At 69.3% G+C, this 13,971-nt stretch carries 11 protein-coding genes; 3 read left to right on the top strand and 8 right to left on the bottom strand.

Going from position 1 to position 13,971, the window contains the following annotated elements; translation table 11 throughout:
- Positions 1-38: 38 nt before the first annotated feature.
- Positions 39-869, bottom strand: coding sequence for a DUF4097 family beta strand repeat-containing protein (locus ACZ6Z4_RS20115; RefSeq protein ID WP_465566204.1), 831 nt, complete (start codon positions 867-869; stop codon positions 39-41).
- Positions 866-1,642 (bottom strand): hypothetical protein, encoded by a 777-nt coding sequence (locus ACZ6Z4_RS20110; protein WP_465566202.1) that lies wholly within the window; start codon positions 1,640-1,642, stop codon positions 866-868. Before ACZ6Z4_RS20110 ends, ACZ6Z4_RS20115 begins: the two co-directional genes overlap by 4 nt.
- 111 nt (positions 1,643-1,753) lie before the next feature.
- On the opposite strand from ACZ6Z4_RS20110, the gene ACZ6Z4_RS20105 reads away from it, so the two are divergent.
- Entirely contained in the window at positions 1,754-2,548 is a 795-nt protein-coding gene (locus tag ACZ6Z4_RS20105; protein ID WP_465566199.1) for an SDR family NAD(P)-dependent oxidoreductase, read from the top strand.
- On the opposite strand, the gene ACZ6Z4_RS20100 is transcribed toward ACZ6Z4_RS20105, so the two are convergent.
- The 4 genes from ACZ6Z4_RS20100 to ACZ6Z4_RS20085 all read right to left on the bottom strand — a co-directional run bounded on the left by ACZ6Z4_RS20100 (position 2,549) and on the right by ACZ6Z4_RS20085 (position 9,898).
- Positions 2,549-3,364, bottom strand: coding sequence for a LolA-like protein (locus ACZ6Z4_RS20100; RefSeq protein ID WP_465566196.1), 816 nt, complete (start codon positions 3,362-3,364; stop codon positions 2,549-2,551).
- A gap of 131 nt (positions 3,365-3,495) precedes the next feature.
- Positions 3,496-5,646 carry a (Fe-S)-binding protein gene (locus ACZ6Z4_RS20095; protein ID WP_465566193.1) on the bottom strand — a complete coding sequence of 717 codons (2,151 nt, stop codon included), beginning with the start codon at positions 5,644-5,646 and terminating at the stop codon, positions 3,496-3,498.
- Positions 5,647-5,903: 257 nt separating this feature from the next.
- A complete protein-coding gene (locus ACZ6Z4_RS20090) occupies positions 5,904-8,765 on the bottom strand; it encodes a M36 family metallopeptidase (RefSeq protein ID WP_465566190.1) in 2,862 nt (953 codons plus the stop codon).
- 149 nt (positions 8,766-8,914) lie between these two features.
- The gene (locus tag ACZ6Z4_RS20085; RefSeq protein WP_465566187.1) at positions 8,915-9,898 is read right to left on the bottom strand and encodes a hypothetical protein; all 984 of its coding nucleotides are present in this window, start codon (positions 9,896-9,898) and stop codon (positions 8,915-8,917) included.
- Between the two features lie 126 nt (positions 9,899-10,024).
- On the opposite strand from ACZ6Z4_RS20085, the gene ACZ6Z4_RS20080 reads away from it, so the two are divergent.
- Positions 10,025-10,438: an RbsD/FucU family protein gene (locus tag ACZ6Z4_RS20080; RefSeq protein ID WP_465566184.1), complete on the top strand. Its 414-nt coding sequence runs from the start codon at positions 10,025-10,027 to the stop codon at positions 10,436-10,438.
- Positions 10,439-10,483: 45 nt separating this feature from the next.
- Here ACZ6Z4_RS20080 and ACZ6Z4_RS20075 read toward each other — a convergent pair whose 3' ends face one another.
- Together ACZ6Z4_RS20075 and adh are read right to left on the bottom strand one after the other, a co-directional pair.
- Positions 10,484-10,861 (bottom strand): DUF779 domain-containing protein, encoded by a 378-nt coding sequence (locus ACZ6Z4_RS20075; RefSeq protein ID WP_465566181.1) that lies wholly within the window; start codon positions 10,859-10,861, stop codon positions 10,484-10,486.
- Between the two features lie 3 nt (positions 10,862-10,864).
- A complete protein-coding gene (gene adh, locus ACZ6Z4_RS20070) occupies positions 10,865-12,388 on the bottom strand; it encodes an aldehyde dehydrogenase (RefSeq protein WP_465566178.1) in 1,524 nt (507 codons plus the stop codon).
- Positions 12,389-12,500: 112 nt separating this feature from the next.
- Between adh and ACZ6Z4_RS20065 the strand changes: the two genes are divergently transcribed.
- On the top strand, positions 12,501-13,946 hold the full coding sequence (locus ACZ6Z4_RS20065; RefSeq protein WP_465566175.1) for a helix-turn-helix domain-containing protein: 1,446 nt from the start codon (positions 12,501-12,503) through the stop codon (positions 13,944-13,946).
- Positions 13,947-13,971 lie beyond the last annotated feature (25 nt).

Raw genomic sequence — 13,971 nt, 5'->3', positions numbered from 1 at the left:
TTCTCCCCTCGGTAGTCCCCGTGTGTCGATTTGTTGCCTCAGGCCCGTACGACGGTGATGTCGCCGGACACGGTGCGGGCCCGCAGGACCAGCGAGCGCTCACCCTCGGCCGGCTGCTCGCTCGGCTCCAGGTCGCACTGGATCTGGCCGGTGACCGTCTTCAGGTCCAGGTACGTCGGTACGCCGTCCGGTACGCCGATCTGCACGTCGCCGCGGGCGGTCTCGGCCCGGACGCTCGGCCCGTCGGCCAGCTCGACCCGGACGTCACCGGAGCCGGAGGTGGCGACCGAGTGGTCGCGGATCCGCTCGATGGTGATGTCGCCCGAACCGACCTTCACGGTGGTCGGAGCGGCCGCGTCGCCGACCCGGACGTCGCCGGACCCGGTGGACAGCGCGAGCTGGCCGTCGGCCTGCTCGATGTCGATCGACCCCGACCCGGTGTTCGCCCGGACGGCGCCCGCCGCCTGCTCGATCCGGATGTCGCCGCTGCCGGTGCCGGCCGCGAGCGTGCCCTCGACCCGCTCCAGCCGGATGTCACCCGACCCCGTCGACAGCCGGGACTCGCCCAGCGCCGCGCGGGCCGTGATGTCGCCCGACCCGGTCTTGATCCGCGCCGCCAGCACGTCCGGGGTCTGGATCACCACGTGCACCTCCGGCCCGCGCCGGTGGTTCTTGGTGGTCTCGACGACCAGTTCGCTGCCGGACAGCTTGTAGCGGATGTCGTCCTCGGTGCCGTGCTCGACGTCGATCTGGACCTGGGTCCGGTCGCCGTCGACGGGCACGATCTCGACCCGTCCGGCGCCGATCTCGATCCGGACCCGGTCGACCTCGCCGGGCTCACCGACCAGTTGCGTGCTGAAGTCGCTCACTGCGCCCACCCCGTCATCCGCTGTCCCGGTCCGCGCCCACCGCGGCCCTGGTGGTTGCCCCGGCCCCGGTCACCGCGGTCGCGGCGGTCGCCACGCTCGCCGCGCCGCTCACCGCGGTCGCCGCGCCGTCCGTCGCCGAACACGCCGTCCGGCCCGAACGGTCCGTCCGGACCGAGCACGCCGTCGGGGCCGAAGACCCCGTCCGGGCCCAGCGGTCCGTCGGGCCCGAGCGGGCCGTCCGGTCCGAAGATCCCGCCGCGCGGCGGGCGCGGGGGCCGGGGCGGCCGGGGGCCACCGCGGCGGCCGCGGTCGCCGGTCAGGGCGGTCATCACGGTCCGCATCAGCCACGCGTTCGAGGAGATGCCCTCGGCGGTCGCGGCCTCGTCGACCTTGTTCTTCACCGACATCGGCAGCCGCAGCGTGATCCGCGCGGTCGGCTCGTCGGCGTCCAGCGCGAGGTCGGTCGCGGTGGAGTCGTCGTTGTCGTCGTCGGAGTCGTCCAGGTCGTCGTCCGCGCCGGTCAGCTGACTCGGGGCGGGGGTGACGACGAACTCGGGACGGCCGCCGGCCATCCGGAGCTCCACCGAACCGGGGGACAGCTCGCGGCTGATCTCCCCGGCGGCGTCGGACAGGGCTGAGATGAGGGCCAGGCGGCCCGCGTCATCCAGCGTGGCTCCGAGGCGTTGCGCCACGGAGCGGGTCTGATCGTCGGCCAACGCGGTGGCGTTCTCCACGCTACGGCGGACCGACTCGAGGTAGTGGTCAAGTTCCATGACGCAATCATGACGTCATGGTGACGTCACTGTCAACCTCTTCTGATGTCACCCTGTCGTCGCGGTGGTGTCACAGGCAGAATGAAGCCCAGCCAACGAGAGGGGACCAGGGTGTCCAGAGGAGTGCTCGTCACCGGGGCGTCACGCGGCGTCGGGGCCGAGGTGGCCAAGGTGTTCGCGGCGTCCGGCGACCGGGTCGTGCTGCACTGCCGCGGCGCGGTCGACCAGGCTCGGGTGATCCTCGAGCAGCTGCCGGGCGAGGGTCATGGCGTGGTGGTGGCCGACCTCGGCGACCCGGCCGCGATCCCTGCCCTGGTTGAGGAATCAGCCGCCGTCCTGGGCCGGATCGACGTCCTGGTCAACAACGCCGCCCTGTACGTCGAGGAGCCGGTGGCCGGCTCGCGACGGATCGGGCACCCGATCGCGGACACGCCGTACGACGAGTGGGTCGCGGCCTGGCGGCGGACCCTCGCGGTCAACCTGGAAGGCGCCGCGCACCTGACCTGGTGCGTGGCGCGGCAGATGATCGACACCGAGCCCGAGGACGGCGTCCGGCGGGGCGCGATCGTGAACGTCGGCTCCCGCGGCGCGTCGCGCGGCGAGCCCGACGTACCGGCGTACGGGGCCTCGAAGGCGGGGTTGCAGGCCTTCGGTCAGTCGATGGCGGTCGCGCTGGCGCCGCAAGACATCACCGTGACGTCAATCGCGCCCGGTTTCATCGGCACCGACATGGTCGCGCAGCGCCTGAACGGCGCCGAGGGCGACGCGCTCCGGGCGCAGAGCCCGTTCAACCGGATCGCGACCGCCGAAGAGGTGGCCGCGGCGGTGCACTGGCTGGCGTCGCCCGGAGCGGGCTGGTCCTCAGGCGCCGTCCTCGACTTCAACGGCGCCTCGTACCTGCACTGATCAGTTGACGATGTTCTTCTTGGCCGGCGCCTTGATCGTCACCGGGGCGGTCGTCGGGTCGATCGTCATCACCATCGCGACGCCCATCAGGTCGAACGACAGCCGGCGGACCATTTTGCCGCCGTCCATCCACATCGAGTAGGTGATCGTCTTCGGCACCTCGGCGGGGATCTTCTTGCCCTGCGCCTTGAGCGCCGCCGCGGTGTCGACGGTCAGGTCGTAGCGGTCCAGCTTCACGCCGCCGATCGTCTCCGACTTCACGAACTTCACGCCCTTGAGCGCACCCTTGAAGGAGTCGAAGGTCTTGGTCGGGTCACCGCTGCCGGCCAGCTCGCTGAACTGCGCCATCTCCGGGTCGGTGGTGTCGATCTTGGCGTACTTGCCGGCCGGCGTCGCGCCCGGGATCGACATGTACAGCGTCTTGCCGACCACCACCATCTTGGCGGTCTTGCCCTCGAACGCGGCACCCGTCATCGTGATCGACGCGGCCGGCGGCTTGGCCTGCTGAACGCCGCTGATCGTCATCAGCACCGAGCCGCCGGCGGTCATCTTGCCGGTGGTGCGGTAGCTGGTCTGCTTGGCCAGCGCGGTGTTCATCGCGGGCAGGAACGTCGCCCGGTCCAGCCGGACGACGGCCGGTGCGGCCGCGGACGGCGGCGGCGCTGACGGCGTACTGGCCGGTGTGTTCGACGTGGTCGACGTCGTGGTGGACGGCTGGTCGCCGGCCTTCGGCTCCTCGCCGCCACCACAGGCAGCGACCCCCAGAACCAGCGGTACCACGGCCAGCGCGGCAGCCGCTCGTGTACGAACCCTCACAGTGCGTTTCCCCTCCCAGGTGGATCGAACGCCGGATCCTATGGGCTCGGAGCCCTGCCTGGGAAGGGAAATTGCAGCTTGTTGCAACGCACCCGGCGCGTCGTCCGCGCCGGGTCGTCAGTTCAGCGTGATCAGCTCTCGCCGCGCTTGACCGACGCGAGCAGCAGCTGCGCGACGTCGCTGACCTCGACCTCCTCGCGGGCCGAGCCGTCGGCCTGCTTCGCGGTCAGCCCGTCGGACAGCATCACCCGGCAGAACGGGCAGCCGGTGGCGATCTTGTCCGCGCCGGTCTCGACCGCTTCCGTGGTCCGGTTCACGTTGATCCGGGAACCGATCTTCTCCTCCATCCACATCCGGGCACCGCCCGCGCCGCAGCAGAACGACTTCGTCTTGTTGCGCGGCATCTCGGCGTACTCGGCCCCGGGGATGATCTCGAGCAGCTCGCGCGGGGCGTCGTACACCTGGTTGTGGCGACCGAGGTAGCAGGGGTCGTGGTAGGTGATCTTCTGGCCGTTCAGCGTGCTGTCCGCGGGCGCGACCGGGGTCAGCTTCTTCTCCCGGACCAGGCGGTTCAGCAGCTGGGTGTGGTGGATGACGTCGAGCTCGACGCCGAGCTGGGAGTACTCGTTCTTCAGCGTGTTGAAGCAGTGCGCGCAGGTGGAGACGACCTTCTTCGCGCCGGTCTCCTTGAACACCTCGGCGTTCTGCATCGCCAGCTGCTGGAAGACGAACTCGTTGCCCGCGCGGCGCGCCGGGTCGCCGGTGCAGGTCTCGCCGTCACCCAGTACGGCGAAGCTGACGCCCGCGATGTTCAGCAGCTCCGCGACCGCCTGCGTGGTCTTCTTCGCGCGGTCCTCGAAGGCGCCGGCGCAACCGACCCAGAACAGGTACTCGACCTCGGCCAGCGTCTCGACGTCGGTGCCGACCTGCTTCACCTCGAACGGCAGGTCCTTGGCCCAGTCCATCCGCCCCGACGGGTTCATGTTCCACGGGTTGCCCTTGTTCTCCAGGCCCTTGAACAGCCCGTTCAGCTCGGACGGGAACGACGACTCGATCAGCACCTGGTAGCGGCGCATGTCCATGATCGCGTCCACGTGCTCGATGTCGACCGGGCACTGCTGCACGCACGCGCCGCACGACGTACAGGCCCACAGCGCTTCCTCGTCGATGACCGCGACGTCGGCCGCGCCGACCAGCGGCTTCTCCTGCTCGTCGAGCACCAGTTGCGACAGCGACTTGCGGTCGTCCTCGGCTGCCAGCAGGTACGGCGCCTTCGCGTACGCGTGCTCGCGCAGCCCCATCATGATCAGCTTCGGCGACAGCGGCTTCTCGGTGTTCCAGGCCGGGCACTGCGACTGGCAGCGGCCGCACTCGGTACAGGTGGTGAAGTCGAGCAGCCCCTTCCAGGTGAAGTCCTCGACCTTGCCGACCCCGAGCGCCGCGTCCTCGTCGAGCTCCTCGATGTTCTCGAAGTCGATCGGCGCGCCGTTGACCATGATCGGCTGCAGCGCACCCAGCGCCGTACCGCCGTCGGCCTTGCGCTTGAACCAGATGTTCGGCCAGGCGGTGAACCGGTGCCAGGCGACCCCCATCGTCGCGTTCAGCGAGATGGTGATCATCCACGCGAACGAGATCAGGATCTTCACCATCGCGACCAGGTAGACGGCGTTCTCGAGCTGGTGCTCGGAGAGGTTCCCGAACAGACCCTGTCCGACGAAGAACGTGCTCGGGAAGTGGAACTTGCTGCCCGCACCGAGCTGGTACTCCAGCCCCCGCAGCAGCAGGATGCAGACCAGCACCCCGAGGATCGTGTACTCCACGTAGTACGCCTGCCAGGCCCGCGACCCGAAGAACCGGCTGTACCGCCCCTTCTCACCCTTCGGCAGGTTCGCCAGCCGAATCGCCATCAGCCCGATGATCGACACCAGCCCGGTCCAGGTCAGGAACTCACTGACCCACTCGAACACGAACCAGTGCCCGATCACCGGCAACGCGAAGTGCGCGTCGAACAGCTGCCCGAACGCCGTCACCAGGCTCAGGAACAACCCGATGAACCCGAACGCCACGAACCAGTGCAGCACCCCGATGTGACTCCACTGCAGCATCCGCGTGTGCAGCAAAGACTCCTTCGCCAGCGTCACCGTGCGCTGCCCCGGCGCATCCGCCCGCCGCACCGGCTGCCCGAGCCGAACCACCGACACCATGTGCCCGATCGTCTTGGCGAACAAGGCAACCCCGACCAGCGCCACCACCAGCGAAACCACGACCGCAAAGATCTGCATACCAGCGATGCTATTGGCTGGTTACCGACCAGTCATGTCGATGAGCCCCGCATCACGCTGGCGTGTTGTGTCTCACTTGCGGGGAGTGACTGTTTTCACCACAAGCAACGGTCAGCTCAGAGCCGGCCTCCACCGTGCGCCGACCTCACTGTGTTTCTTCTCTTTCTTTCTTTTTCTGTTCTTCTTCTCTGGCTTTGCATGACGAAGGGCCCCAACCGGTGGATCCGGTTGGGGCCCTTCTAGGGTCTAGCCAGGTGTTACTTCGTGCCGAAGACCTGGAGTTCGGTCATGTCGGTGAACTGGCAGCCGCCGAAGGCGCCGGCCGGGCAGTTCGTGGCGAAGTCGGGGACCTGGGGGCTGAGCATCCAGAACCGCACGTACTGGACGTTCGTGGTCGCCGCCGACGGGGTGAGTTCGGTGTACTTGCCGCGGTTCGCGGCGGTGAACTCGCCCTCCTGGGCGGTGGCCCAGGTGGTGCCGTCGGTGGAGGTCTCGATCCGGTACTTGCCGGTCGAGCTGCTGCCCGGGTCGCCGCAGGTGTTCGACGGGTCGACCGAGAACTTCGACACCGTGACCGGGTTCGGCAGCTTGATGTCGACGTGCTTCGGGATCATCACACCGGCCGGCGTGCCGTTGTCGTCGCCGGTGGTGCTGCCCCAGCCGGTGCCCTGGCTGGAGTCGATCGCGTACGCCGGCCCGCACTGCGGGCTGAAGTCCGGGCCGTTGAAGTCGACCACGGAGCCGCCGCCGGAGGCCGCGGCCCAGTTGCGCCGCGGCGCGAAGTTCGCCGTGGTGCCGCCGGCCTTGACCTTCAGCGCGTTGCCGAGGATCTCGTAGCCCGCACCGGAGACCACGAACTTGCCGTAGGTCCCGGGGAAGACGTTGTCGATCGAGTAGGTGCCGTCGGCCTTGGTGACGGCCGAGTAGTCACCGGCGTACCCGGAGGCGTGACCGCCGATGAAGACCAGCGCGCCGGCCACCGGCGCCTTGGTGTCGGAGTCGGTCACCTTGCCGCTGATCGTCGTGGTGGCACCGGTCGGCGGGATGTGGAAGTCCTCGACCGGGGTGGAGTCGCCGCCGTCCAGGACACCGGCGTACCAGCCCATGCCGCGGTTGGCGAAGACCTGCCAGATGATGCCGGCGTTCTTGCCGCCGGAGGCGACCAGGTCGGCCTGCACGATCGCGTTGCGCATGTCGAGCATGGTCGGGTCGGCCGCGGACAGCTCCATCGCGCGGGTGATGATGCTGACGGCGTACGACCGGCCGAAGCGCTCGCGCAGGTCCCAGAGGGTCTGCGTCCACACCTCACCGGAGGAGTGCACCTCCGGCGCGCCGCCGATGGTCGGGAAGTCGCCGTAGGTGTAGCCGCCCTGCGATCCGTCGAGGCCGACGCAGGCCGCTTCCTTGGCCTTGACCCGGCAGTCGCCCGGCTGGGTGCGGATGGTGCCGCCGGCGGTGTCGTACTTGCCGATCCGCATCTCGCCGTTGGCGGTGGTGTCCTTCTCCAGGTTGTGCGAGGCCAGGTAGTCGAGCGCGTAGAAGTCGCTCCACGCCTCACCCATCGAGCCGGCCTGGATGCTGTTCAGCGTCGAGTTGCCTCCTGCGTCGACGACGAGCCGGTTCGACAGGCCGTGGGTGTACTCGTGGTACAGGATCTCGGCCGAGTTCGACGAGCTGCTCGGGACGGTGGCGTCGTCACCGGGCGAGCCGAACAGGTACATCTGCATGGTCGGCGGGGTGCCGTCCGGCGGGGTGTTCATGTTCGCGTTGTTGATGTGGTTCGCGTCCGGGCCACCGTTGGCGGCGGTCGCGGCGCCGTCGAGCGCGTTCAGCAGGACCGGGTCGCCGCCGTCGGCGTCGAACGAGCCGGCCGCCTTGGTGAAGCTGATCGGCGGCTTGGCCAGCCAGTCGTGGAAGTTGCTGGCCAGGTAGAACCCGTTGGTGACGTCCTGGTTCATGTTCGTCTTCCAGGAGTCCGGCTTGGCCGGGTCCCAGGTGCAGACGAACGCCGCCGAGCACAGCGGGTTGGACTGGAACGGAACCAGCTTGTACTGCGAGGAGGTGGCCGTGCCCGGAGCGGGAACGGTCTCGCCGGCGTTCGGCTGGTTGTCGTCGTTGACGTCGGCGAAGGCCGCGACCGAGGTGCCCTCGAGCAGCGTCTTGGCCTTCTTCGGCAGCCACTTGTTGTAGATCAGGTTCTCGGTGCGCTGCACGCCGCCCATCGGGGCGCCCGGGTAGTTGTCCTGGACGAGCGCGTCGCCGATGCCTTCGGTCGCCTTGCTGGACAGGTCGCGCCGGTACAGCAGCGCGCCGGTCTGGGCGTCGATGACGTGGGTGTAGATCAGCGAGCCGCCACCGTTGGTGTACGTCGACCAGCCCTTGCGCAGCCCGTCGGCGGTGTGGAACCAGACCTCCTTGGCCCAGTCGCCGTTGGTCCAGGTGGTCGTCGTACCGGCCGTCTTGGCGGTCGCGTTCTTCGCGGCGCCACCGACGTCCTCGGTCGCGGCGCTGCGCGCGGCGGCCGGGCTCAGCTTGGCGGCCGCCGCCCGGGCCTTGGCCAGGCCGACCAGGCCGGCCACCGGCGCACCCTGGACGGAGATCAGCTTGCCGTCCTTGGTGACGTTGGCCTTGACGCCGTTGCCGAACACCTCGAGGCCGTCCACGACCTGCACCCACGAGATGTGGTGCGTGCCGAGGTCGTCGACGTAGTCCTTGCGGAGCTTGAGGGTGCCCAGGTCGGAGTCGGTGAGCTTGAAGACCTCGGGGTGCGCCTTGATGTAGTCGAGCGCGACCTGGGTGGCCTTCTTGGTGCTCGCGGCGGTGAGGAAGCCGTTGAGCTTGGTCACCTGCGCCGGGGTCCCGGTGTTCTCGTCCATACCGACGATGCCCTGCGGACCGAGGGAGTCGCGGAACTTCTCCGCGGCCGCGGTGTCCTTGCCGACCACCTTCGCGGCCCGCGCGAAGCTGGTCCGGGCGCTCGGGGTGCGGGCGTCGAAGTTGCCCTTGCGCTCCTTCGCGCCGACCGACGGGCTGTGCTCGCCGCCGGCGGTCGGAGTGGCTGCTACGGCGGCCGAAGCCCCACCGCCGGCAGCTACGGCCAGTAGGGCGGTCGCGGACACGGCAGAGACTGCCAGGAGCCCCCGCCCTTTGCCTGAAACTTTCACAAACGCTCCATGAAGTTGTGTGCGCGAGTCGCCCTCCACGACCCGTCCGGGCCGACACTAAGCCTGCGTCCGGCCCGGCGGAAGAGAACTCGGCACAAATATGTCTAGTCGAGGGTTGTCCTTCGTGCACGGTGGAAAACCGTCAGTGACAGCACTACGGTCGCGCTGAGCAACGATCCGAGCGCGATCAGTGTCGAGGCGCCGGGGTGGACGAGCGGCTCGCCGCGCTGGGCCTGCCAGGTGACCAGCCAGATCAACCCCGCGTACGCCGCGGCGCCGATCGCGACCAGGGCGGTCCGCGGGCCTTCGGCGCGCAGTACGGCGTACCGGCGGGCGAGCAGAACGAGGCCGAGGGCAAGCAACGGGATCAGCTGCAGGGCGTGCACGCCGAGGAAGTGGCCGATCCGCAGGTCGCCGCCCTCGGTGCTCCAGCCGGTGATCGGCATCCCCGGTCCGCCGTCCTCGACGCCGACCGAGTGCGAGCCGAAGAAGTCCTCGCGGCCGGTGGCCTCGGTGGCGGCCTGCTGGGCGGGTGTCGCGCGGAACATCAGGTTGCCGAGCAGCATGCCGCCGAGCGTCGTACCGAGGGCGAGCCGGATGCTCCAGCGCAGCGCGCGGTCGCCGGGCTTGTCGAACAGGAGCTGGATCGCGACCACCAGGACGGCGATCCAGATGACGTAGACGGTGCCGGCCATGATGTCGTGGATCAGCGTGTCGCGCGGTGTCGACAGGTTGAAGTGCAGCTGCCGGCCGCGGACGACGACCTGGCCGACGATCAGCACCATCTCGGCCGCGACGCCGGCGGCGACGACCGTGCCCATCCACCAGCCGAGGCGCCGCGCCTTGGTCTGCAGCGACAGCATCCAGGCGAGCGTCACGCAGTAGAGCGCGAAGCTGATCATGAACTTGAGCGGCTTCATCCAGATCGGATGGCCGAGCAGGTCGCGGTCGTCGAACAGCGCGCCGCCGATCCCGACCAGTGTCAGGACGGCGAGCGCGATCGAGACCGCGACCAGTGGCCGGTGCAGCCGGTGCGGGCTGCTCGGCAGAGCGGGTACCTTCGGCTGGACGGTTGTCGTGGTGGTCATGGCATCGATCGTCGGGTCGCGTACGGGGTGGGGACAGAGGTTCAGGCCCCCGTCCCGGGGTGGGTCTGGGCCTACCCTGAGTCGACCCTGATCCGGGGTCGGCCGCCATACTCCTGGAGGACCCTGGTGCTGCGCTACCCGCTGATCCACCCGCCGCTGCTCGGAGCACTGGCCCGGTCCGGCCACGGCTCCGTCGTACTGCTTGCCGATGGCAACTACCCGTACGCGACCGCGGTCGCCCCCGGCGCCGAGACAGTCTGGCTCAACCTCCGCCCCGGCCAGATCCCGGTCGACGACGTCCTCGAAACCCTCCTCGGCGTCGTCCCCGTCGAGTCGGCCCGCGTGATGGCCACCGACACCGGCGAGGAACCCGACATCTACACCCGCTTCCGCGAGCTCCTCCCCGACACCCCGCTCCAACCCCTCCAGCGCGAGGCGTTCTACACCACAGCCCGAGGCCCCGAACTCGCCGTAGCTGTAGCCACCGGCGAACAACGCCTGTACGCCAACATCCTGCTCACCCTCGGCGTGGTCACATGAGAGTGCCGGCCGTCCGGCAACGCCACCGGACGGTCGGCACTCGCTCTAGAGGAGGCCCAGCTCCATGGACTCCTGGTCGCTGAACAGGCGGGACCTGATCAGGAACCGGACGCCCTCCGGGGCCTCGACGGAGAAGCCGCTGCCGCGGCCTTTGACGACGTCGACGGTCAGGTGGGTGTGCTTCCAGTACTCGTACTGGTTCGCCGACATCCAGAAGCCGACCGGTTTGTCGAGCCCCTCGATCGCCAGGTCGCCGAGGTGCACGTCCGCGGCGCCGGTCTTGAACTCGCCGTCCGGGTAGCACATCGGTGAGCTGCCGTCGCAGCAGCCGCCGGACTGGTGGAACATCAGTGGTCCGTGCAGCTCGGTGAGACGGCGGAGCAGCTCCGCCGCCGCCTCCGTGTACGACACCCTGTCCGTCATGGCCTAGAAGAATCCGGCCCGGTCGGGCGAGTAGCTGACCAGCAGGTTCTTGGTCTGCTGGTAGTGGTCGAGCATCATCTTGTGGTTCTCCCGCCCGATGCCCGAGTTCTTGTAGCCGCCGAACGCCGCGTGCGCCGGGTAGGCGTGGTAGCAGTTGGTCCAGACCCGGCCGGCCTGGATCTCCCGCCCGGCCCGGTACGCCGTGTTGATGTCGCGCGACCAGACGCCGGCGCCGAGCCCGTACAGGGTGTCGTTGGCGATCTTGAGCGCGTCGGCGTAGTCGTCGAACCGGGTCACCGACACGACCGGGCCGAAGATCTCCTCCTGGAAGATCCGCATCTTGTTCTCGCCCTCGAAGATCGTCGGCCGGATGTAGTAACCGCCGCTCAGGTCCCCGCCGAGGTCGGCCTTCTCGCCGCCGGTGATCACCTTGGCGCCCTCGGCCTTGCCGATGTCGATGTAGGACAGGATCTTCTCGTACTGGTCGTTGCTGGCCTGGGCGCCCATCATCGTCTCGGTGTCGAGCGGGTTGCCCTGCTTGACCGCCTCGGTGCGGGCCTTGGCGTCGGCCAGGAACTCGTCGTAGATCCCGGCCTGGATCAGCGCCCGGGACGGGCAGGTGCAGACCTCGCCCTGGTTCAGCGCGAACATCGTGAAGCCCTCGAGCGCCTTGTCGTAGAAGGCGTCCTTGCTGCTGGCGACGTCGTCGAAGAAGATGTTCGGGCTCTTGCCGCCGAGCTCCAGCGTCACCGGGATGATGTTCTCCGACGCGTACTGCATGATCAGCCGCCCGGTCGTGGTCTCACCAGTGAACGCGACCTTGGCGACTCTGTTGCTGGAGGCAAGCGGTTTGCCGGCCTCGACGCCGAACCCGTTGACGATGTTCAGTACGCCGGGCGGCAGCAGATCCGCGATCAACTCCATCAGCACGTGGATCGAGGCGGGCGTCTGCTCGGCCGGCTTCAGGACGACGGCGTTGCCGGCCGCGAGCGCCGGGGCCAGCTTCCAGGTCGCCATCAGGATCGGGAAGTTCCACGGGATGATCTGCGCGACCACGCCGAGCGGCTCGTGGAAGTGGTAGGCGACGGTGTCGTCGTCGACCTGCGAGATCGAGCCCTCCTGGGCTCGCAGCGCGCCGGCGAAGTACCGGAAGTGGTCGATGGCGAGCGGCATGTCGGCGGCCAGCGTCTCCCGGACGGCCTTGCCGTTGTCCCAGGTCTCGGCGACCGCGAGCAGCTCGAGGTTGGACTCGATCCGGTCGGCGATCTTGTTCAGGATGTTCGCGCGTTCGCTCGCCGAGGTGCGGCCCCAGCCGGGGGCGGCGCCGTGCGCGGCGTCCAGCGCGGCCTCGACGTCGTCGGAGGTGCCGCGGGCGATCTCGGTGAAGTTCTCACCGGTCACCGGGGTCGGGTTCTCGAAGTACTGGCCCTTGGCCGGGGGGACCCACTCGCCACCGATGAAGTGGTCGTAGCGGGACTTGTAGGTGACCGGGCTGCCTTCGTGCCCGGGAGCGGCGTAGATCGTCATCGGTCCTCCTGCTGCTCGTTTCCGGTGCTTGTGCAACCTAGGTCGCCCGACGTTGCATCAACGTTGCACGCCCGGGCCTTGAACGGCGTCCCGATCCGGGCGAGGGTTGGGTGTGGACGCACCGGACGAGGCGCGGCGGCTGAGCGAGCTCTACGACGAGGTGCTCAGCGGAGGCCGCGTACCCGAAGCGCCCCGCGCGCTGGTCGCGGAGTCCTGGCAGCGGTCGTTGGCCGCGCTGGTCGACCCGGAGCTGGACGCTCCGCCGGTGGTCGTCTCGGGCGAGGAGCTGGAGGAGATCCGCGCCGGCCACCCGCTGCACGCCGTCCTGCCGATCCTGCGCCAGACCCTGACCACGATCGCCGACGAGGCGTCGCACATCATGATCGTCACCGACGCGCGCGGGCTGATCCTGTGGCGTGAGGGTGCGGCCGACGTACGCCGTCAGGCCGACCGGATCGCGCTGTCGGAGGGCGCGATCTGGTCCGAGGACGCGATCGGCACGAACGGGATGGGGACGGCGCTGGCCGCCGACCAGCCGGTGCAGATCCACTCCGCGGAACACCTCGTACGACGGATTCACGCGTGGACGTGCGCGGCCGCGCCCGTGCACGACCCCGACACCGGGCGGTTGATCGGGGCAGTCGACGTCTCGGGTCCGCTGCGGACCGTGCATCCGGCGATGATGGCGCTGGTGACCGCCGCGGCCGGGTTGGCCGAGGGACAATTGCGGGTCCGGATGGCCGCGGCGGACGAGGTGCTGCGGGCGCGGAACATGCGGCACCTGATCGCGTTGGGGGATGCGCCGGGCGCGTTGCTGACGCCGACCGGGCGGGTGCTCGCCGTGCAGCCGCTCGCGTGGTTGCCGGATCGGCTCGCCGTACCGGCTGGTGCTGATCGGATCGACCTCGGCGACGGGCGGGAGGGCGTGATCGAGCAGCTGGACGAGGGATATCTGCTGCGGATCCCGGGTGCGGCCCGGCGGCGGATCTCGCTGCGGCTGGAGCTGCTCGGCTCCCGGCAGCCGGTCGCGATCGTGGGTGGGCGGGAGATCCCGCTGACGCTGCGGCGGGCCGAGGTGCTCGCGCTGCTCCTGCTGCACCGGTCGGGGCTCACCGCGGAGCAGCTGATGCTGCAGCTGTACGGCGACGAGGGGAACCCGACGACTGTCCGCGCCGAGATGCACCGGCTGCGGAACCTGCTCGGCGCGGGGGTGCTGGACACGAAGCCTTACCGCATCCTGGCGAACGTGACGGGCGACGTCACCGACGTACAGGCTCTGCTTCGCCGTGGCGAGGTCTCGCGGGCCCTCGACCTGTACGCCGGCCCGCTGCTCGTGCGCTCCGACGCCCCGGCGTTGCGCGCGGAACGCGACGAGCTCGACGCGACGCTGCGCCGGGCTGTTCTGGACTCCGGCGACCCCGATCTGCTCTGGCGCTACGCCGAGACCTCGCTCGGAGCGGAGGACCTGGAGATCTTCGAGGTGCTCGCCCGGGCACTCCCGCCGGAGGACCACCGGCGGCCCGCGGTCGCTGCGCGTATCCGGCGCCTGCACACCTAGTCGTTTTTCGTCCACCAACAGGTGG

The sequence above is a fragment of the Kribbella sp. NPDC104740 genome, assembly GCF_055583505.1.
Note: the sequence above shows the minus strand (reverse complement) of the source record. Positions and strands in the feature narration are given on the sequence as shown.

Excerpts from the sequence above, each read along its gene's own strand:
- ACZ6Z4_RS20110 (WP_465566202.1), bottom strand. The coding sequence starts at position 1,642 with ATGGAACTTGACCACTACCTCGAGTCGGTCCGCCGTAGCGTGGAGAAC.
- ACZ6Z4_RS20095 (WP_465566193.1), bottom strand. The coding sequence starts at position 5,646 with ATGCAGATCTTTGCGGTCGTGGTTTCGCTGGTGGTGGCGCTGGTCGGG.
- ACZ6Z4_RS20085 (WP_465566187.1), bottom strand. The coding sequence starts at position 9,898 with ATGACCACCACGACAACCGTCCAGCCGAAGGTACCCGCTCTGCCGAGC.
- ACZ6Z4_RS20075 (WP_465566181.1), bottom strand. The coding sequence starts at position 10,861 with ATGACGGACAGGGTGTCGTACACGGAGGCGGCGGCGGAGCTGCTCCGC.
- adh (WP_465566178.1), bottom strand. The coding sequence starts at position 12,388 with ATGACGATCTACGCCGCTCCCGGGCACGAAGGCAGCCCGGTCACCTAC.